Consider the following 20,829-nt stretch of genomic DNA (forward strand, 5'->3'; position numbering starts at 1 on the left):
GCAGGGCAATGGATGAATACCAGGAAGAACTACTCGAAACCCAGGCTTACGAACTGGACACCCCGGAACCGGCCGACGACGCCACCGAACTCTAGCCCGGCTGCCGCTGGCTGCGGCGGAACTCCCCCGGCGTGAGGCCCGTCCAGCGCTTGAATGCGCGCTGGAAGGCCTCGGCCGAAGCAAACCCCAACAGATAGGCAATCTCGCCAAAGGCCAGCGCCGTGTCACGGATGTAGGTCTCGGCCAGGTCGCGCCGTGTTTCGTTGAGCAGGTCGCGAAAACGCGTGCCTTCCTCGGCGAGCTTGCGGCGCAAGGTCCAGGTTGGCAGTTGCAGGTGCAGCGCCACTTCTTCCAGGTCCGGTTCACGGCCGCCATTGAGCAGCGGGCCCAGCAGGTGAGTAATGCGCTCACCCAGGCTACGCACCCGCGTGCGCTGCAGCAGCTCTGCTTCGCACAACTGCAACAGGTGCTGCCAGGTACTTGGGCAATGCGCTGGGTTGGCCAGTTGCAAGGTGGCGCGGGTCAGACGTAGCTGATTGCCGTCGGCAGCGAACTGCACAGGCGTGCTGCAGAGCGGTTGATAGCGCGCGGCATAGGAGGGCGCGGCAAACTCGATGTCCAGGCGTTCGGCCTGCACTGGGGTGCCGGCAAGGTCGGTCAACTGGGCCAGCCAGCCGGCCAGCAGTGAGTCGACCACAAAGCGGTTGTAGTCGTTATACGGGCTGATGGAGTAGAAGCGCAGCCAGGCGCCCTGGGCATCTTCCACAAAGCAGGAATGGCCACGGTAGTTGGCCGCGTAAAGCGGCTCGAAGCGCAGCAGGGTGCGCGCCGCCTCACCCAAGGTGGGGGCCTGGGCCGCGGTGACCCCGGCCAGGCCAGCATGCGCCAGACGGCTCAGGCGCCCCATACGCAGGCCTAGAGCAGCCTCGCCGCTCATTTCGATTGCCGCGTGGCCCAGATGCATGTAGCGGGGGATGGACAGGCGTGCGCCGGCTTCGCCCAGGCGTGTCGCGTCCAGGCCGTAGCGGCGCAGCAATGGTTCAGGGTCGTGGCCCAGCTCGCGCAGGGCTTCGCTCAAAGGCTGGACAAAACCCACCGACAGTTCGCCCAGGCGCACGCGGGGGCGGGCCATGGGCTTACAGCCACACATTCAGCAGGCGGGCACCTGGGCTGGGAGGGGCGGCAAGCAACGCTCCCGACTGGCGGGCAAAGCCCTGGCCATCGCTGCCCTGTTCCCAGAACTGCCCGCGCATGAACACGCTCATACTGCTGATGTCGGTTCCGGCCACTTCGGTCAGGCGTTGCCAAGCCGCCTGTTCACTGACTTCGCCGCGCTGCAAGGCCAGCCCGGCGCTGGCATCCTGGTGGCGATTTCCCCGCCAGGGTGCTTGCCAGCTGCCCTTGCCACTGAGAAACGCTGGGTTGGCGATCAGTTGTACGGCTTGTTCAGTCAGTTGCTGGTGGTTTTCCGGGTACCAGCTGTCACTGCCCACCAGTATCCCCAGGCGCCCGGCCGGGGTCTGCACGACCTGCAGCGGGTGCTGGCGGCCGTCGTGGACGTAGCGGCGCATTTCACTGTCGGGATATTGCTGACGCTGGGGCTGCCCCAGTAGCGAGCCGTCACCGGCAAACACCACACTGCTGTTGAACAGCGGGCCACGGCCGGTATGCAGTACGCCTTGTTTCACATAAGGTTCGGGCAGCACGATCGAACCGGCCACCAAGGTGACGCCAAATTCCTTGGCCAGGCCGCCGAACAGCTGCTGGTAGTCTGCGGCCATCTGCTCGGCCTTCATGCGCAAGTGCGCATCGGCGCGCCAGTCGTCGCCGTCAGCGCCAAGAACCGCGAGGCCATAGCGCAGCGGGTTGCTCAGTTCCAGCCATTGTTGGGCTTCGCGGCTCTGGGTAACTTGATACAGCTCGCTCTTCTCTCCGCGCGCCCACAGCCAGGTACCGATGTGTTCCGGCAGCACGACCACCGTGCGCGGGTTCACCAGGCCTTGGGCGCGGGCTTGCTCCAGATAGGCTGCGAGCTTGCGGTGCAGGCGTTGCAAGTTCTGATAGTCGCCCGGGTACAGCAGTGGTTCGACACCGAGCAGGTTGCCGTGCTCGCCCGGGACGCCATGGTTAAGCGCCAGTTCGATGCGCAGGTCGGACAGGTAGTGGCCTTCCGGGCGCTGTTGGGTCCAGAAGCCATAGCCGCAGAGGGCGGCGATCATCACCAGCGCCAGGGCGCTTGCCAGGAGTTTTCGCATCAAGCGTGGGTATTCGCTAAAAGTGGAGTGGCCATACGGAACGATGAAGCCGCAACCTCGCGCCTTGTGATCGGTTTGAGCAGCGCACTGCATGGATCCATGCACAATCGACTTTTGATCATACCAAAGGAATGGCGATGGGCGTGCAAGGAACCCCGGGCGTTGAGGCCCGGGGTTGTGTTGGCAGGGTCAGGCGGCCAGCGTCGCCAGGGCGAGACGTTTGTCCTGGATGCAGAATTTCTCGAGCAACTTCAGCGAGCCACCGAATATCAGCGCACCGGAGTAGGTGATGTCGGTCAGGACAAAGGCATCCGGTTCACTGAATGGCCATTTGACCTGGTTCGCCGCCACCTTGACCATGGGCGCTATGGACGGAATGTTGTTGGTTACACCACCCGCCACCACGCGCTCGATGATCACGTGGATGACGATACTGACAATGGCCACCACCAACGCTGCGATGATGCCGACGATCAACGCCATCACCTTGCCGCCCACACCACCCGCCACGGCGGTGGCCACGGCGGCAATCGCGCCTAGAATGGCTTCGGTGACGACCACCCAGGTGGCGATGTCTGTCGTGTTTTGGACATCCGGGTCTCCGACCATGGCATATACCATCACCTGTTCGCCCTTGTCGTTGACGCCCAGTTGCAGCGTCTGCTTGGTGACGATACGGGTATAGGCCACGATACCCGGTGAGATATCGGTGCGTACCTTGCATTCTGTGCGGATATAGGACTCGTCGAAGTTGATATCGAACTTTTCGGCCACGGGATGATAGGTGATGGCCCCAAACTTGACGCTGTCGAGCTTCAGGTCGTTGGCAGTGATGGATGTGCCCGCTGAATCCAGGGTGAAGTTGGCCGCGGTGGTACCCTCGAAGATGAACGGCAATGCCGCCAGCAACTGGTACTTGACGAAGATCTCCCGGCTGATGAGGAAGTTGGCATTGTTGTCCGCAGCCAGCATCACGGCAGGCAACTGGTTCGGCAAACCCGTGGAGTCACGCTCGTTGGTCATGGCCAGCACCCCGAAGATGCTGCTTTCCTCAGTGTTCTTGTCGGTATAGGCATAGCTCATGGAGGTGGCGCGCAGCCATTTGAATTCCTCGCTTTCCTTGCCCATGTTGTTGATCAGTACGGTACTGAACAGGGTGTCGAACTTCTTCAGGTTCTCGGGCTGGTTCAGCCAGTCTTCGAGTACGCCGCGCATCACGCTCTGGTCAATGCCGCTCAAGACGTTGTTCGGGTCCCTCAGGGCAATCACCGCAGCGATCGGGTCATCCGGGTCCGTTGCCTGGGTGTTGACTTGCAGTTCATACGTCCCGTCTGAAGCCGATACTGGATTGGGCGCCGGGAAGTAGCTGAGCTTGACGTAGACATCCGCAGACATTCCCTGGACCTGGTAGGTTTTGCCATTCAGGCCTTTGTATGTCCCCGAGCCGAAGGGGATGCGTACCTTGACGTTGCGTCCGTCGCCGCCGGTGGTAATCGACCAGGCGTCGAAGTCGGCCTTGAGCGAGAAGCTGTCGACCCCGGCGTCTATGCTGGCGGGGTAGGTTTTTTCCAGGGCAATGCGCTGGTTGAGCGCAGAGACCCGGCAGATGCTCACGGTATCCCAGCCATTGGTCGTGACCGTACTGGCCAGTGTTCCGGCATTGGTCAGTAGCTGCGCGGCGCGCAAGGTGTCTTCGGAACTGTGTACAAACGCCGCGTTGCGGTACAGGGGCGATTCGCGCAGGGTCTGGCGCGCGGTTTCATTGAGGTGATCGAGGCGCAGCGAGATGGGTTGGGCAAACCCGGACAGCATGACCTTGCTTTCATTGCTCATGATACGGCTCCTTGTGTTGGTGGGGTCACACGTAGTTGATGACAAGGGCCTCGGCGAGGTAGCTCGACGAAGCGGTATGGGTGTCGTTGCTCCAGGACACGCAATCGATGGTGTCGGCCTTGACCGAGCCGCCGCGCGCGGCAATGGCGCTGATCAGGTCATCGGAGATCACAGCGGCGACGATGTGGGTGATCAGGCTGACGATGGGCGAGAGCCAGGCCAGGTACCAGGGAATATGCACTTCCTTTCTGAAGTCGGACGATTGCTTGACGAAGTTGATGGTGTTGCCATCGAGCACCAGCTTCATCCTCAGCCAGCCGTTCCACTTCATGTCGATACCTGCGTGCAGGTCACAGTCGCCCTGATAGTCGACGGTGATGAAGTCACCGAGCATTCGTGCAGGGTTGCGACCGGCGAAGACAACGGGGGTGTACCAGATCGCCCCTGATTTGATGGCCTTCATGCGCAAGGTCGGTATGTTGACCATTTGCGTATTGTCGAAGCGGTAGTCCTGCGCCGTGGCACCCTGGTAAAGCTGAAGCAGCCCGGGCAGTACCAGATGCTCCAGGACCATGCGTGGAGACAGCACGTAGCTCGACTGTCCACCCTGGCTGATGCCCGACACATCGATATCCAGTGGCAGCCCACTGATGTCGCGTTCGGTACATACGGCCATGATCGCCAGGAAACCTGTATCGAGGTACGCATAGGTACATTTTCGCGGTCTGGCCCATTCCGGGGCAGTGGCTTTGCTGAAGTTGATGGTCGCGAAGGTATGGGTGAACTGTCGGGGATGCTCGACCAGGTAGTTGCAGATGCAGTCCAACACCACGGAGGCGAAAGGACCTAGTGAACCGTCGGGGTCTTGCAGGGTGATGCCGCGCAGCCAGCCGCCTTCGTCGCCCTGCAGGGGTTGAGTGTCTCCGGCCTTGTGCAGGAAGGCCGACTTCAACTGCACCTGGCCGTTGCCTTGTGGCAACAGCGACAGGGTGACCTCGATGATGGCAACCGCGCCGGCCAGCGAGCGGCTGGTGCCACTGGCCTCGAAAAAACCTGAGCGTATAGGCATGCGCAGGCGCAGCAAGCGACCGCCGCCACCGTTGATGACCGACCAGCAGTCGAACACCCCGTGGCAGGCGTAGCCTTCATCCGAGGTATAGGAAAATTCGTGGTCGAGGCTGTTCCAGCTGGCTGCCAGGTCACTGTTCACGCTGTCCTGGCGAACGATGCTGATGGTGTCCCATCCTTTTGTCAGCATGAGCGAACCCTCCGGGCGCACTGAGTAGGCGCCACGTTCCATGGGTGGATGATCAAACGTGCTTGAAGAGTCTGGCAGAGCCGCGTTGTCTGGCAAATGCGCGAGGAGACTGTTTGGCGATCAAGCCAGGCGAACCTTATAGCGCTGAAGTTCTGGAGCCTTCCCGGCAGTCGCTGCCTCTACTGTTCATCACGATCATTAACTTGTCAGTTTTGATCATTGAGGCAATTCAAACGGCTGTTTAATGTCGCAGACAGACAAACGACGGGGCCCGCCACCCAGTGAGGTGCCCGCAATCCGTGATCACGCCATCAGGGGACCTTTCCATGGCCGCCGACTGCTACCCGCACCTGCTTGCCCCGCTGGACCTGGGCTTTACCACCTTGCGCAATCGCACCCTGATGGGCTCGATGCACACTGGCCTTGAAGAGCGCCCCGGCGGCTTCGAGCGCATGGCTGCATACTTTGCCGAGCGCGCCCGCGGTGGCGTTGGCCTGATGGTCACTGGCGGCATTGCGCCCAATGATGAAGGCGGGGTGTATTCCGGTGCGGCAAAGCTCAGCACCGAGGAAGAGGCCGACAAGCACCGCATCGTCACCGAGGCGGTGCACGCTGCCGGTGGCAAGATCTGCCTGCAGATCCTGCATGCCGGGCGCTACGCCTACAGCCCACGGCAGGTGGCACCTAGCGCGATCCAGGCGCCGATCAACCCGTTCAAGCCCAAGGCGCTGGACGAGGAGGGTATCGAGAAGCAGATTGCCGACTTCGTCAATTGTGCCGTGCTGGCCCAGCGTGCCGGTTACGACGGTGTCGAGATCATGGGTTCGGAAGGCTACTTCATCAACCAGTTCCTCGCCGCCCACACCAACCACCGCACCGACCGCTGGGGCGGCAGTTATGAAAACCGCATGCGCCTGGCAGTGGAAATCGTCAGCCGGGTGCGTGGCGCGGTAGGGCCGAACTTCATCATCATCTTCCGCCTGTCGATGCTCGACCTGGTCGAGGGTGGCAGCACCTGGGACGAGATCGAGTTGCTGGCCAAGGCCATCGAGCAGGCCGGCGCTACCTTGATCAACACCGGAATCGGTTGGCACGAGGCGCGTATTCCGACCATCGCCACCAAAGTGCCGCGTGCGGCCTTCAGCAAAGTCACCGCCAAGTTGCGGGGCGTGGTGAGCATTCCACTGATCACCACCAACCGCATCAACACCCCGGAGGTGGCCGAGGCGGTGCTGGCCGAGGGCGATGCGGACATGGTCTCGATGGCCCGACCGTTTCTCGCCGACCCGGACTTCGTCAACAAGGCCGCTGCCGGTCGCGCGGATGAAATCAACACCTGCATCGGCTGCAACCAGGCCTGCCTGGACCACACCTTCGGCGGCAAACTGACCAGTTGCCTGGTCAACCCGCGTGCCTGCCACGAGACCGAACTCAACTACCTGCCTGTACGTACGGTGAAGCGCATTGCCGTGGTCGGCGCCGGCCCGGCTGGCCTGGCGGCGGCCACCGTGGCGGCCGAGCGGGGCCACGCGGTGACCCTGTTTGACGCCGCCAGCGAAATCGGTGGCCAGTTCAACGTGGCCAAGCGGGTGCCGGGCAAGGAAGAATTCTTCGAAACGCTGCGTTACTTCCGCAACAAGGTCAAAAGCACGGGCGTCGACCTGCACCTGAATACCCGCGTGGATGTGCAGGCACTGGTGGGCGGCGGCTTTGATGAAATCATCCTGGCTACCGGCATCGCCCCGCGTACCCCGGCCATTGCGGGCGTGGAGCATGCCAAGGTGCTCAGCTACCTGGACGTGCTGCTCGAGCGCAAGCCTGTGGGCAAGTCGGTGGCCGTGATTGGCGCGGGAGGTATCGGCTTCGATGTGTCCGAGTACCTGGTACATGAGGGCGTGGCCACCAGCCAGGACCGAGCGGCATTCTGGAAAGAGTGGGGCATCGATACCCACCTTCAGGCGCGAGGTGGTGTGGCCGGGATCAAGGCCGAGCCGCATGCCCCGGCGCGGCAGGTGTACCTGTTGCAGCGCAAGAAATCCAAGGTGGGTGACGGGCTCGGCAAGACGACCGGCTGGATTCACCGCACCGGGTTGAAGAACAAGGGGGTGCAGATGCTCAACAGTGTCGAGTATCTGGCTATCGACGATGCCGGCCTGCACATTCGTGTGGACGGCGGCGAGCCGCAGGTGCTGGCGGTGGATAACGTGGTGATCTGTGCCGGGCAAGATCCGCTGCGCGAGCTGCAGGAAGGGCTGGTGGCGGCGGGGCAGTCGGTGCACCTGATTGGTGGCGCGGATGTGGCGGCCGAGCTGGATGCCAAGCGGGCGATCAACCAAGGCTCGCGGTTGGCGGCTGAGCTCTGAGGCCGTTGGGGCTGCGTGAACCCGACACCTGCGCCTTAATCTATGGGTATGCCCGCGAAACAGGTGACGCGGTGGATGGCACCGGCTTTGCCGGTGTTCGCGGGTGAACCCGCTCCTACGACGGCCTGTGCCGGGGTATCGATGCCTGTGTCGAGCCACCCTGGCACTGTGATGCCTCGGCGGGGGTGACTCATCGATTACAAGCGCTTGCGGGATTACCCTGTACACTGCGATCCATGCATGTATTCGACCTCCCCCCAGCCCCCCTGCAGTTTCTGGACTTGCCCTGGCTGCGGCAAGCCCAGGTCCAGGCCGCCACTCTGCGCCTGGACCTGATTGACCCGCTGATCAGCGGCAACAAGTGGTTCAAGCTACGCCACCACCTGCAACAGGCCGGCGCCAGCCATGCTCCAGGCCTGATCAGCCTTGGCGGCAACCACTCCAACCATCTGCACGCCTTGGCCGCTGCCGGCAAGCGTTTCGGCTTCGCCACCGTCGGCCTGTTACGCGGCCATGCCCAGGACACGCCAACCGTGCGTGACCTGCAGGCGCTGGGCATGGAACTGCATTGGCTAGGCTACGGCGGCTACCGTGCGCGTAATGAGCCAGGCTTTTGGGTTTCCTGGCAGGCGCGCTACCCAGGCTGGCACTGTATCCCCGAAGGGGGCGGCGGGCTGGCCGGTGCGCAGGGCTGCGCGCTGATCATGCAGCAGGCGCGCGCGCAAATCTCGGCCTTGGGGTGGTCAGACTACGACGCCTGGTGGTTGGCTGCCGGAACGGGGACTACCTTGGCCGGGCTGGTAATGGCGGAGGCAGGGGCGCATGCCGTGCACGGCGCCTTGGCCGTACCCAGGGATCATGGGGTGCCGGAGACGGTGGCAGCATTGGCCGGCACGCACGGCTACCAGCTACACGACGCCTGCCGTGGCGGTTTCGGAAAATTCGACGATGCGCTACTGACGTTCATCGCCGACTGCGAGCAGCACACTGACGTGCCGCTCGAAGCCCTCTATACCGGCAAGGCTCTGCTGGCCTTGCGTGATCAGGTCGCTGCCGGGCTGTTCAAGCCCGGCAGCCGCCTGATCTTCGTGCACACAGGCGGCCTGCAGGGGCGACGCGGTTACTTGTAAGGCAGCATGCGCAACAGCGTGTTGTCGCGCTGCACATAGTGATGGTAAAGCCCGGCCAGTGCATGCAGGCCGATCAGCCAGTAGCCCCAGCTGCCAATACGCTCATGCCAGCCTTTGATGAACTTGGCCTGGTCCGGGTTCGGGCCGATCAGATGGGGCAGCTCCAGGCCAAAGAACGGCACCGGTTTGTCGGCGGCGCTGAGGATCAGCCAGCCGGCCAGCGGCAGGCCGATCATCATCAGGTACAGTGCCAGGTGCATCAGGTGCGCCAGGCCAGTCTGCCAGGCCGGTGGTTTTGGCACGATGGGCGGCGTCGGGCGGCTCAGGCGCATGGCCAGGCGCAGCCAGACCAGCACGAACACGCTGAGCCCGAGCATGAAGTGCAGGTCCTTCATCAGGTTGCGTTCGACGCTGTCCTTGGGGAACAGGCCACGCAGTTCGATGAGTGCATAGACAGCGGCCAGCAGCACCAGCATCAGCCAATGCAGGGCGATGGACAGGCGCGCGTAATGGGTCGCGGGGTTGGATGAAACCATGATCGGTCCTCGTCATCAGGTCGGAAAGGCGCTCTTGCTGGCGCTCAGGCACCATTGTAATGGTTACCAGAAACGAATCTTTGCGCTGGGTCTGTGAAAATTGTGTTGCCAGCCACCGGCCTCTTCGCGGGCGGGCCCGCGAAGGGGCCGGAACAGGCGACATCAGTTACCGGGCAGATACGGCCAGTCATCAGCCACCAGAAACACCCGCTCTGCCTCCTGCCAGGCGCCCTCGGCATCAGGCACCAGTCGTACCAGCAACTGCGCCGGTGCCTGCTGCTCCAGCACATGCAGCCACGCCGCAAACTGCTCCGCCTGCCAGCACTCACCTGACGCCACCCTAGCCGGCGCCAGCCAGGCATGCCGCTGCAGCGGCTGCCAACGCTCGCCTTCGGCCATCATCCAGTCCCGCCGACGAAGCCAGCGCCCGCGCAAATGTTGCGGGTTGGCGCCCTCCGGCGACTCGGCATGCCCAGGCCGTGGATAGAACAGGTAACCACCCAGCCACATTTGCGCCTGCACCTGCTCCACCCCTAGCTGGGCCAGCGCCTGACGGCTGTGCGCCCCCTTGGACATGGGCAACTGGTGCCCCGCCAGGTGCGCAAGCTTGGTCCCCAGCCGGTCATGGCAACCTGGCCCCAGCCAGGCATGGGGATCGTGCCCGGCGCCTTCCGGGCCCAGGTACAGCTTGATCGCCAGTTCCAGGTGGTGCACGCCGTCGCAGTCGCGCAACACCACGTCGAGCTCGCCCAAGGTGCGCCCGCCGTCGCGAATCGCCAGGTTGGCGGCCAGCAGCTCGATGCCTGGCGCCTGGCCCAGGGCAAATTGCCACAGGCGTTCGTAGTAATGCCCCAGGCGCCGGCTGCCCAATTGCGCCAGCCACTCGCGCAACGGTCGGTCATCGGCATCCAGGGCCCGCAACCATTGTTCAAGGCGTTGTGGCTGCTGCGCCCACAGGCTGCCCGCCAGCGGGTGTCGCTGGGGGCAGGGCGGGGCGCTGAGCAGGGGCGGCGACAACAGGGCCCATGCCAGGTCACGCACGGTAGAGTGCTGCAGTTGTCGGGGCAGGTCGTGAAGCTGGGCGAATGGCGTCATCCTGCGAGCATAGCCGGTTTGCCGCTGCCCGGTGGTTTCGCCCATAATCGGCGCATCGTCACCCGCCGCAGAGCCTCGCAGGAGCCCCATGGAGCAATTTCGCAATATCGGTATCATCGGTCGCCTTGGCAGCTCGCAGGTGCTCGACACCATTCGCCGACTGAAAAAATTCCTCCTCGATCGCCACCTGCACGTGATCCTCGAGGACACCATTGCCGAAGTGCTGCCCGGCCATGGCTTGCAGACGTCCACCCGCAAGCTGCTGGGCGAGGTCTGCGACCTGGTTATCGTGGTCGGCGGCGACGGCAGCCTGCTGGGCGCTGCCCGCGCGCTGGCCCGGCACAACATTCCGGTGCTGGGTATCAACCGTGGCAACCTGGGTTTTCTCACCGACATCCGCCCCGACGAGCTGGAACAAAAGGTCGCCGAAGTGCTCGACGGCCACTACCTGGTAGAAAACCGTTTCCTGCTGCAGGCCGAGGTGCGTCGCCACCATGAGGCCATCGGCCAGGGCGATGCGCTGAACGACGTGGTGCTGCACCCAGGCAAGTCCACGCGCATGATCGAGTTCGAGATCTACATCGACGGCCAGTTCGTCTGCAGCCAGAAGGCCGACGGCCTGATCGTCGCCACCCCCACCGGCTCCACCGCCTATGCGCTGTCGGCCGGTGGCCCGATCATGCACCCCAAGCTCGATGCCATCGTCATCGTGCCGATGTACCCGCACACCTTGTCGGGCCGGCCGATCGTGGTTGACGGCAACAGCGAGCTGAAGATCGTGGTGTCCAAGGACCTGCAGATCTACCCGCAGGTGTCCTGTGACGGCCAGAACCACTTCACGTGCGCCCCAGGCGACACCATCACGGTCAGCAAAAAGCCGCAAAAGCTGCGCCTGATCCACCCGCTGGACCACAATTACTACGAGGTCTGCCGCACCAAACTGGGTTGGGGCAGCCGCCTGGGGAGCAGTGACGACTGATGCTCGATCCGGCGCGAAGTTTTGACATCATCGGCGACGTGCACGGCTGTGCACTGACCCTTGAACGCCTGCTCGACGCCCTCGGATACAAGCGCGTGGCTGGCGTGTGGCGCCACCCGCGACGTCAGGCGCTGTTCCTTGGCGACATCGTCGACCGCGGGCCACGCATTCGTGAGGCGCTGCACATCGTCCACGACATGGTCGAAGCCGGCCAGGCGTTCTGCATCATGGGCAACCACGAATACAATGCCCTGGGCTGGGTCACCCCGGCGCTGCCTGGCAGCGGCAAGGCCTATGTCCGCGAACACACGCCGCGGCATGCCCGGCTGATCGACGAAACCCTGACCCAGTTTGCCCAACACCCCGGCGATTGGCACGATTTCGTCAACTGGTTCTACCAGCTGCCGCTGTTCATCGATGCAGGGCGCTTCCGTCTGGTGCACGCCTGCTGGGACCCGCGGCTGATCGAGCCGCTGCGCCGGCAATACCCCGACGGACGCATCGATGAGCACTTCATCCAGGCCTCGGCGGTCAGTGGCAGTTTTGCCGACACGGTGTGCAACCGCCTGTTGCGCGGTACCGACATGCGCCTGCCGGACGGGCTGACGCTGACCGGCGGCGACGGCCTGACCCGCGCGTTCTTCCGCACCAAGTTCTGGGAAGAAGACCCGAAAACCTACGGTGACATCGTGTTCCAGCCCGATGCCCTGCCCGAGGAAGTGGCCAGCACCCCGCTCAGCCACAGCCAGAAGAACGCCTTGCTGCGCTATGACGAAGACCAGCCGATGCTGTTCGTCGGGCATTACTGGCGCAGCGGCCGCCCGGCACCGATCCGCGCCAACCTGGCCTGCCTGGACTACAGCGCCGTGCTCTACGGCAAGCTGGTCGCCTACCGGCTGGATGATGAAACCCGTATCGACCCACACAAGTTCGTCTGGGTCGACGTCGACCGCCCACAGGCCAACCAATGAACATTATCGAAGTGATGCGCCTGCCGCTGTCGGTCGACCTCAGCGGCTTCGTCCACCTGTTGCAACGCCTGCAGGTGCCGCACCGGGTCAGCGAGGAGGGTGATGCCCAGGTTCTCTGGGCACCCGACACCCTGGCCGAAGATGTGCTGCAGCTTTACCAGCGCTACCCCGACGGCAACGCCGACCTGCCGGCCAGCGCCGACCCTGTAGGGGCGGGTTCACCCGCGAATGCCCCCACACAGCCTTCTCTGGCAGCCCAGGCCAAGGCCTGCAAAATCACCACCCTCATCCTGCTGCTGTGCTTCATCGTCGCCGGCCTTACGGGGCTTGGTGACAACTTCACCACCATCAGCTGGTTCACCTTCCTCGACTTCCGTGTCCAGGGCGACTACCTGTACTTCACCTCGCTGGCGCAAACCCTGGATGACGGCCAGTGGTGGCGCCTGGTATCGCCCATGCTGCTGCATTTCGGCGTGCTGCACCTGGCCATGAACAGCCTGTGGTACTGGGAGCTGGGCAAACGCATCGAACTGCGCCAGGGCCCGTGGGCGTTGCTGGGCCTGACCCTGCTGTTCAGCCTGGTGTCCAACCTGGCCCAGCACTACACCAGTGGGCCGAGCTTGTTTGGCGGTCTGTCCGGCGTGCTGTACGGCCTGCTCGGGCATATCTGGCTGTACCAGTGGCTGGCGCCTGACCGTTACTTCAACCTGCCCAAGGGCGTGCTGGTGATGATGCTGATCTGGCTGGTGGTATGCCTGACCGGCGTGGTCGGCACGCTCGGCCTTGGCCAGATCGCCAATGCCGCCCACGTCGGCGGGCTGCTCATCGGATGCCTGACCGGGCTCTTGGGTGGGGCGCTGGCCCGGCGTAAACTGTCGGCTTGAATCAGGAGACACTATGTCCACTTTCGCGCAAATGATTGAAAACATTACCCCGGAAATCTACCAGAGCCTGAAACTGGCCGTGGAAATCGGCAAATGGTCCGATGGCCGCAAGCTCACCGCCGAGCAGAAAGAGCTGTCGCTGCAGGCGGTCATCGCCTGGGAGATGAAGAACCTGCCTGAAGACCAGCGCACCGGCTACATGGGCCCTCAGGAATGCGCGTCGAAGTCCGCGCCCATCGCCAACATTCTGTTCAAGTCGGACTCGGTACATTGATCGAACTCGCACGTGGCTCGTTGAGCAAGATGGCGGTAAGCCTGCAGGCACCGGTGGTGCAGTACAGCTTCCGCCTGGATGACACGCAGGTGCCGGTCAACCCCATGATCGGCCAGCGCCTGCGCCTGGAATACCTGGGCGCCATTCATTGCAGCCATTGCGGCAAGCGCACCAAGACCAGCTTCAGCCAGGGTTACTGCTACCCGTGCATGACCAAGCTGGCCCAGTGCGATGTGTGCATCATGGCCCCGGAAAAATGCCACTACGACGCCGGCACCTGCCGGGAGCCGTCGTGGGGCGAACAGTTCTGCATGACCGACCACGTCGTCTACCTGGCCAATTCGTCGGGGATCAAGGTCGGCATCACCCGTGCCACCCAGCTGCCCACCCGCTGGCTCGACCAGGGCGCCAGCCAGGCGTTGCCGATCATGCGCGTGGCCACCCGGCAGCAATCGGGCCTGGTTGAAGACGTGCTGCGCAGCCAGGTGCCGGACCGTACCAACTGGCGCACGCTGCTCAAGGGCGATGCCGAGGTGCTCGACCTGCCGGCCATCCGGGAGCAGGTCTTCGAAGCCTGCGCCGACGGCCTGCGCGAACTGCAGGGGCGCTTTGGCCTGCAGGCGATCCAGCCGCTGCCGGACGCCGAAGTGGTGCAGATGAACTACCCGGTCGAGGCGTACCCGAAGAAGATTGTCAGCTTCAACCTCGACAAGGACCCGGTGGCCGAGGGCACGCTGCTGGGCATCAAGGGCCAGTACCTGATCTTCGACACCGGTGTGATCAATATTCGCAAGTACACGGCCTACCAGTTGGCCGTGCTCCAGTAAAAAGGACCTGCACATGCGTACCGAACAACCGCAAGTGATCTACCTCAAGGATTACCAGGCGCCGGAGTACCTGATCGACGAGACGCACCTGACCTTCGAGCTGTTCGAGGACCACACGCTGGTTCACGCGCAACTGGTCATGCGCCGCAACCCGGCACGCGGTGCCGGCCTGCCGCCACTGGAACTCGATGGCCAGCAGCTGGAACTGCTGCGCGCCTCCCTGGATGACCAGGAATTGCAGCCAGGCGACTACCGGCTCGACGCCGACAGCCTGACCATTCAGCCCAAGGCCGAGCGTTTCACCCTCGACACCAGCGTGAAGATCCACCCGGAAAGCAACACCGCCCTGGAAGGCCTGTACAAGTCGGGCAAGATGTTCTGCACCCAGTGCGAGGCCGAGGGCTTCCGCAAGATCACCTACTACCTCGACCGCCCGGACGTGATGAGCACCTTCACCACCACGGTCATCGCCGAGCAGCATCGCTACCCGGTCTTGCTGTCGAACGGCAACCCGATCGGCAGCGGGCCGGCCGAAGACGGCCGCCACTGGGCGACCTGGGAAGACCCGTTCATGAAGCCGGCCTACCTGTTCGCCCTGGTGGCCGGTGACCTGTGGTGCGTTGAAGACAGCTTCACCCGCCAGTCCGGCCGTGAGGTGACCCTGCGCATCTACGTCGAGCCCGAGAACATCGACAAGTGTGACCACGCCATGGTCAGCCTGAAAAAGTCCATGCGCTGGGACGAAGAAGTCTATGGCCGCGAGTACGACCTGGACATCTTCATGATTGTTGCGGTCAATGACTTCAACATGGGCGCCATGGAAAACAAGGGCCTGAACATCTTCAACTCCAGCTGTGTGCTGGCCCGCGCCGAAACCGCCACCGATGCTGCGCACCAGCGCGTCGAAGGGGTGGTCGCTCACGAGTACTTCCACAACTGGTCGGGCAACCGTGTCACCTGCCGTGACTGGTTCCAGCTGTCGCTGAAGGAAGGCTTCACGGTGTTCCGCGATGCCGAGTTCAGTGCCGACATGAACTCGCGCACGGTCAAGCGCATCGAAGACGTCGCCTACCTGCGCACCCACCAGTTCGCCGAAGACGCCGGCCCCATGGCCCACCCGGTGCGCCCGGACAGCTTCATCGAAATCTCCAACTTCTACACCCTGACCGTCTACGAGAAGGGCGCCGAAGTGGTGCGCATGGTCCGTACCCTGCTGGGTACCGAAGGCTTCCGTAAAGGCAGTGACCTGTACTTTGAACGTCACGATGGCCAGGCGGTAACCACCGACGACTTCATCAAGGCCATGGAAGACGCCAACGGCGTCGACTTTACCCAGTTCAAGCGCTGGTACAGCCAGGCGGGTACCCCGCGTCTGGAGGTCAGCGAGGCGTATGACGCCGCCGCGCAGACCTACAGCCTGACGTTCCGCCAGAGCTGCCCGCAGACCCCGGACAAGGCCGAGAAACTGCCGTTCGTGATCCCGGTGGAACTCGGCCTGCTGGATGCCGCCGGCAATGACCTGCCGCTGCAGTTGGCGGGCGAAGACGCCGCTCAAGGGACCAGCCGCGTGTTGTCGGTGACCGAGGCCGAGCAAACCTTCACCTTCCAGGGCATTCAGGCCAAGCCGCTGCCGTCGCTGCTGCGTGGCTTCAGCGCCCCGGTGAAGCTGAGCTTCCCGTATGACCGCGACCAGCTGATGTTCCTGATGCAGCACGACAGCGACGGCTTCAACCGCTGGGAAGCGGGCCAGCAGCTGTCGGTGCAGGTACTGCAGGAACTGATCGGCCAGCATCAGCGCGGTGAAGCCCTGAAGCTCGACCAGCGCCTGATCACCGCCCTGGGCACTGTGCTGGGCAACGAATCGCTGGACCCTGCCATGGTGGCCGAAATGCTCTCGCTGCCAGGTGAGGCGTACCTTACCGAGATCAGCCAGGTGGCCGACGTCGACGCCATCCACGCCGCCCGCGAGTTCGCACGCCAGCAGATCGCCGAACACTTGTTCGACGCCCTGTGGGCGCGTTACCAGGCCAACCGTGCAGTGTCGCGCAGTACTGCCTATGTGGCCGAGGCCAAGCACTTTGCCCGCCGCAGCCTGCAGAACATTGCCCTGTCGTACCTGATGCAGAGTGGTAAGCAACAGGTGCTGGAGGCGACCCTGGAGCAGTTCGAGCACTGCGACAACATGACCGAGCGCCTTACCGCGCTGGCGGTACTGGTCAACTCGCCGTTCGAGGCCGAGCGCGCCAAAGCGCTGGCGGCGTTTGCCGAGCACTTCAAGGACAACCCGTTGGTCATGGACCAATGGTTCAGCGTGCAGGCGGCCAGCACGCTGCCGGGTGGGCTGGCGCGGGTCAAGGCATTGATGCAGCACCCGGCTTTCACCCTGAAGAACCCGAACAAGGTGCGTGCGCTGATCGGTGCCTTTGCCGGGCAGAACCTGGTCAACTTCCATGCTGCCGATGGCTCCGGGTATCGCTTCCTGGCGGACCTGGTGATCGAGCTGAATGCGCTGAATCCGCAGATTGCATCGCGGCAACTGGCTCCGCTGACACGCTGGCGCAAGTATGACGATGCGCGTCAGGCGCTGATGAAGGGTGAGCTGGAGCGGATTCTGGCTTCGGGTGAGTTGTCCAGTGATGTGTATGAGGTTGTGAGCAAGAGTCTGGCGTAATTGTTGTGAATTGGGGCTGCTTTGCAGCCCTTCGCGGGTGAACCCGCTCCTACAGGGGGGCGTAACCTTGTAGGAGCGGGTTTACCCGCGAAGGGCCGCCCAGCGGCCCCGGCTTTCCCCGGCCGACAACAAAACATAACACCCCGCCCGTTGTCTTCCCGCAAACATCCCCGCTACGATCCCCTCAAGCTATTGCAGGCCTCTAGATCAGGCTTTTTGCAAAGCCTGCAATGCATTGACCCACCAAAAAGAACACAACAAGGGGGCAGTCATGAGGGAACAGTTGCGTACGCCAGCCAGGCGTGGTGCCTGGCCATGGGCAGCCAGCGCGATGCTGGCATTGGCATTGGGGGTGTGGGCAGACAGCGCCCAGGCCGCGGCCGCCGACGAATACTCCACCGAATCGGCCAAGGCCAGCCAAAGCCTGTTGATCGACGCCACCCATGCCGGCAAGCGCCTGGTGGTGGTGGGTGATCGCGGCCACATTCTGTTCTCCGACGACCAAGGCAGTACCTGGACCCAGGCCCGGGTACCCACCCGGCAATTGCTCACTGCTGTGTTTTTCCTCGACGACAAGCGTGGCTGGGCCGTCGGCCATGACGCGCAGATCCTCGCCAGCAGCGACGGCGGCGCCACCTGGAGCAAGCAGTTCGAAGACCTCGCCCGTGAAGCGCCCTTGCTCGATGTCACCTTCCTTGACGCCCAGCACGGCTTTGCCGTGGGGGCCTATGGTGCCTTGCTGGAAACCACCGATGGTGGGCAGCACTGGCAGGATGTGGCCGAGCGGCTGGACAACCCGGACCAGCTGCACCTGAACGGTATCGCCCACGTGCGCGATGCCGGCCTGTTCATCGTGGGTGAGCAGGGCGGCATGTTCCGCTCCACCGACAACGGCCAGACCTGGGCCAAGGTCCAGGGCCCCTACGAGGGCTCGTTGTTCGGTGTGATCGGCACCGCCAGGCCGCAGACCCTGCTGGCCTACGGCCTTCGCGGCAACCTGTTCCGCTCCAGCGACTTCGGTGACAGCTGGCAGCCGATCGAACTCAAGGCCGCGCGCGGTACCCTGGAGTTCGGCCTGGCAGGCGCTACGCTTGTCGATGATGGCAGCCTGGTGCTGGTCGGCAATGGTGGCAGCGTGCTGCGCAGCACGGACGACGGCCAGACCTTCAGCGTGTACAACCGTGCCGACCGCCTGGCCCTGGCCGGCGTCAGTGGCCTGGCCAACGGCGGCCTGCTGCTGGTGGGGCAGGGGGGTGTACACCTGGCCAGCGCCGAAGGGGCTGATCAGGCGGCCCGGGAGGTGCGCCCATGACCAGCAGGGAGAGCATTGCCATGCACCCGCATCACCAGGACAAGGCCACGCTGCTCGAACGTCTGATCTTCAACAACCGCCCAGTGGTCATCGCCCTGTGCGTGCTGGTCAGCATTTTCCTGTTCTGGCAGGCCACGCAGATTCGCCCCTCCACCAGCTTCGAGAAGATGATCCCACTGCAGCATCCGTTCATCGAGCAGATGATGGAGCACCGCAACGACCTGGCCAACCTCGGCAACACCGTGCGCATCTCGGTGGAGGCGGTGAACGGTGACATCTTCGACAAGGACTACATGGAGACCCTGCGTCAGATCCATGACGAAGTGTTCTACATCCCGGGTGTCGATCGGGCCGGGCTGAAGTCACTGTGGAGCCCCAGCGTGCGCTGGAGCGAGGTCACCGAAGAGGGGTTTTCCGGTGGTGAGGTCATCCCTAACACCTACAACGGGTCGCAGGACAGCCTCGATACCCTGCGCGACAACGTGCTCAAGTCAGGCCAGGTGGGGCGCCTGGTAGGCAACAACTTCAAGTCCAGCATCGTCGACGTGCCGCTGCTGGAGAGCTACCCCGACCCGCAGGACCCGGGCAAACAGGTGAAGCTGGACTACCAGCAGTTCTCTCACCTGCTGGAAGAGAAGATCCGTGACAAGTTCCAGGCGCAGAACCCCAATGTAAAAATCCACATCGTCGGCTTTGCCAAGAAGGTCGGTGACCTGATCGATGGCCTGGTGATGGTGGCGATGTTCTTCGGCGTCGCCCTGGTGATCACCTGGGTGCTGTTGTACTGGTTTACCTGGTGCATCCGCAGCACTGTCGCCGTGCTCATCACCACGCTGGTGGCGGTGGTCTGGCAGCTGGGGCTGATGCATGCGGTGGGCTTTGGCCTGGACCCGTACTCGATGCTGGTGCCGTTCCTGATCTTCGCCATCGGCATTTCCCACGGGGTGCAGAAGATCAACGGCATCGCCCTGCAGTCGAGTGACGCCGACAACGCCCTTACCGCTGCCCGGCGCACTTTCCGTCAGTTGTTCCTGCCGGGAATGATCGCCATCCTTGCCGACGCGGTGGGCTTCATTACCCTGCTGATCATCGACATCGGGGTGATTCGCGAACTGGCCATTGGCGCTTCCATTGGCGTGGCGGTGATCGTGTTCACCAACCTGATCCTGTTGCCGGTGGCCATCTCCTACGTGGGCATCAGCAAGAAGGCCATCGAACGCAGCAAGAAAGACGCGACCCGCGAGCACCCGTTCTGGCGCCTGTTGTCGAACTTCGCCAGTGCCAAGGTGGCGCCGGTGTCGGTGGTGCTGGCGCTGCTCGCCTTCGCCGGGGGCTTGTGGTACAGCCAGAACCTGAAGATCGGCGACCTCGACCAGGGCGCACCGGAGCTGCGCCCCGACTCGCGCTACAACCAGGACAACAACTTCATCATCAGCAACTACTCGACCAGTTCCGATGTACTGGTGATCATGGTCAAGACGCCGTCGGAGAAGTGCTCGGTCCACTCGACCATGGCGCCGATCGACGAGCTGATGTGGACCATGGAAAACACCCCTGGCGTGCAGTCGGCGATTTCCCTGGTCACCGTTTCCAAGCAGGTGATCAAGGGCATGAACGAGGGCAGCCTGAAATGGGAAACCCTGTCGCGTAACCCGGACATCCTCAACAACTCCATCGCCCGGGCTGACGGCCTTTACAACGGCGACTGCTCATTGGCACCCGTGCTGGTGTTCCTCAATGACCACAAGGCTGAAACGCTGGAGCGCGTCACCGCCGTGGCCAAGGCGTTTGCCGACAGCCATGACAAGGAAGGCCTGCAGTTCCTGCTGGCGGCGGGCAACGCCGGTATCGAGGCAGCGACCAACGAAGTGATCAAGTCGGCCGAGCTGACCATCCTGATCCTGGTGTACATCTGCGTGGCAGTGATGTGCCTGATCACCTTCCGCTCGTTCGCCGCCACGCTGTGCATCGTGCTGCCCCTGGTGCTGACCTCGGTGCTGGGCAATGCGCTGATGGCCTACATGGGCATCGGGGTGAAGGTGGCGACCTTGCCGGTGGTGGCGTTGGGGGTGGGCATTGGCGTGGACTATGGCATCTATATCTACAGCCGCCTGGAAAGCTTCCTGCGTGCGGGGCTGCCGTTGCAGGAGGCCTATTACCAGACCCTGCGCTCGACGGGTAAAGCCGTGTTGTTCACTGGCTTGTGCCTGGCCATCGGCGTGTGCACCTGGATCTTCTCGGCAATCAAGTTCCAGGCTGATATGGGGCTGATGCTGACCTTCATGCTGCTGTGGAACATGTTTGGCGCGCTGTGGCTGCTGCCGGCGCTGGCACGGTTCCTGATCAAGCCGGAGAAGATGGTGGGCAAGGAGGGGGGCTCGATTTTCGCCCATTGAATCGCAAGGGGGCCGCATTGCGGCCCAATCGCGACACAAGGCCGC

16 protein-coding genes are annotated in these 20,829 nt (G+C 63.3%); 10 read left to right on the top strand and 6 right to left on the bottom strand.

Annotated elements, in window-relative coordinates:
• Window positions 1-91: 91 nt before the first annotated feature.
• The 4 genes from BJQ17_RS16630 to BJQ17_RS16645 all read right to left on the bottom strand — a co-directional run bounded on the left by BJQ17_RS16630 (window position 92) and on the right by BJQ17_RS16645 (window position 5,346).
• Entirely contained in the window at window positions 92-1,132 is a 1,041-nt protein-coding gene (locus BJQ17_RS16630) for an AraC family transcriptional regulator (RefSeq protein ID WP_070096343.1), read from the bottom strand.
• A 4-nt stretch (window positions 1,133-1,136) separates the two neighbouring features.
• Window positions 1,137-2,255 carry a nitrilase-related carbon-nitrogen hydrolase gene (locus BJQ17_RS16635; RefSeq protein ID WP_003247213.1) on the bottom strand — a complete coding sequence of 373 codons (1,119 nt, stop codon included), beginning with the start codon at window positions 2,253-2,255 and terminating at the stop codon, window positions 1,137-1,139.
• A 189-nt stretch (window positions 2,256-2,444) separates the two neighbouring features.
• Window positions 2,445-4,088 carry a TULIP family P47-like protein gene (locus tag BJQ17_RS16640; RefSeq protein WP_003247214.1) on the bottom strand — a complete coding sequence of 548 codons (1,644 nt, stop codon included), beginning with the start codon at window positions 4,086-4,088 and terminating at the stop codon, window positions 2,445-2,447.
• Between the two features lie 25 nt (window positions 4,089-4,113).
• Window positions 4,114-5,346, bottom strand: a complete 1,233-nt coding sequence (locus tag BJQ17_RS16645) for a TULIP family P47-like protein (protein WP_256559753.1) — start codon at window positions 5,344-5,346, stop codon at window positions 4,114-4,116.
• A gap of 326 nt (window positions 5,347-5,672) precedes the next feature.
• Between BJQ17_RS16645 and BJQ17_RS16650 the strand changes: the two genes are divergently transcribed.
• Window positions 5,673-7,709, top strand: a complete 2,037-nt coding sequence (locus BJQ17_RS16650; protein WP_070096345.1) for an NADPH-dependent 2,4-dienoyl-CoA reductase — start codon at window positions 5,673-5,675, stop codon at window positions 7,707-7,709.
• A gap of 236 nt (window positions 7,710-7,945) precedes the next feature.
• The gene (locus tag BJQ17_RS16655; RefSeq protein ID WP_019752186.1) at window positions 7,946-8,839 is read left to right on the top strand and encodes a 1-aminocyclopropane-1-carboxylate deaminase/D-cysteine desulfhydrase; all 894 of its coding nucleotides are present in this window, start codon (window positions 7,946-7,948) and stop codon (window positions 8,837-8,839) included.
• Here BJQ17_RS16655 and BJQ17_RS16660 read toward each other — a convergent pair.
• On the bottom strand, window positions 8,830-9,375 hold the full coding sequence (locus tag BJQ17_RS16660) for a cytochrome b (protein WP_003247218.1): 546 nt from the start codon (window positions 9,373-9,375) through the stop codon (window positions 8,830-8,832). The two genes, BJQ17_RS16655 and BJQ17_RS16660, sit on opposite strands and share 10 nt — an antisense overlap.
• 162 nt (window positions 9,376-9,537) lie before the next feature.
• A complete protein-coding gene (locus BJQ17_RS16665; RefSeq protein ID WP_070096346.1) occupies window positions 9,538-10,560 on the bottom strand; it encodes a DUF1853 family protein in 1,023 nt (340 codons plus the stop codon).
• On the opposite strand from BJQ17_RS16665, the gene BJQ17_RS16670 reads away from it, so the two are divergent.
• The 8 genes from BJQ17_RS16670 to BJQ17_RS16705 all read left to right on the top strand — a co-directional run bounded on the left by BJQ17_RS16670 (window position 10,559) and on the right by BJQ17_RS16705 (window position 20,784).
• Window positions 10,559-11,449, top strand: coding sequence for an NAD(+) kinase (locus tag BJQ17_RS16670; RefSeq protein WP_003247220.1), 891 nt, complete (start codon window positions 10,559-10,561; stop codon window positions 11,447-11,449). The two genes, BJQ17_RS16665 and BJQ17_RS16670, sit on opposite strands and share 2 nt — an antisense overlap.
• Complete coding sequence (locus tag BJQ17_RS16675) at window positions 11,449-12,420, top strand: metallophosphoesterase (RefSeq protein ID WP_003247221.1); 972 nt, start codon at window positions 11,449-11,451, stop codon at window positions 12,418-12,420. The genes BJQ17_RS16670 and BJQ17_RS16675 overlap by 1 nt, the downstream gene beginning before the upstream one ends.
• A complete protein-coding gene (locus tag BJQ17_RS16680) occupies window positions 12,417-13,304 on the top strand; it encodes a rhomboid family intramembrane serine protease (RefSeq protein ID WP_003247223.1) in 888 nt (295 codons plus the stop codon). Before BJQ17_RS16675 ends, BJQ17_RS16680 begins: the two co-directional genes overlap by 4 nt.
• 13 nt (window positions 13,305-13,317) lie before the next feature.
• Window positions 13,318-13,578: a YeaC family protein gene (locus BJQ17_RS16685; RefSeq protein ID WP_003247224.1), complete on the top strand. Its 261-nt coding sequence runs from the start codon at window positions 13,318-13,320 to the stop codon at window positions 13,576-13,578.
• On the top strand, window positions 13,575-14,405 hold the full coding sequence (locus tag BJQ17_RS16690) for a DUF2797 domain-containing protein (RefSeq protein ID WP_070096347.1): 831 nt from the start codon (window positions 13,575-13,577) through the stop codon (window positions 14,403-14,405). The genes BJQ17_RS16685 and BJQ17_RS16690 overlap by 4 nt, the downstream gene beginning before the upstream one ends.
• 13 nt (window positions 14,406-14,418) lie before the next feature.
• Entirely contained in the window at window positions 14,419-17,076 is a 2,658-nt protein-coding gene (gene pepN / locus BJQ17_RS16695; protein ID WP_003247226.1) for an aminopeptidase N, read from the top strand.
• Window positions 17,077-17,347: 271 nt separating this feature from the next.
• On the top strand, window positions 17,348-18,388 hold the full coding sequence (locus tag BJQ17_RS16700; RefSeq protein ID WP_003247227.1) for a YCF48-related protein: 1,041 nt from the start codon (window positions 17,348-17,350) through the stop codon (window positions 18,386-18,388).
• Entirely contained in the window at window positions 18,385-20,784 is a 2,400-nt protein-coding gene (locus BJQ17_RS16705; protein ID WP_003247228.1) for an RND family transporter, read from the top strand. The genes BJQ17_RS16700 and BJQ17_RS16705 overlap by 4 nt, the downstream gene beginning before the upstream one ends.
• Window positions 20,785-20,829: the final 45 nt, after the last annotated feature.

This window comes from Pseudomonas sp. NBRC 111139 (assembly GCF_001753955.1).
Taxonomy (GTDB): domain Bacteria; phylum Pseudomonadota; class Gammaproteobacteria; order Pseudomonadales; family Pseudomonadaceae; genus Aquipseudomonas; species Aquipseudomonas alloputida.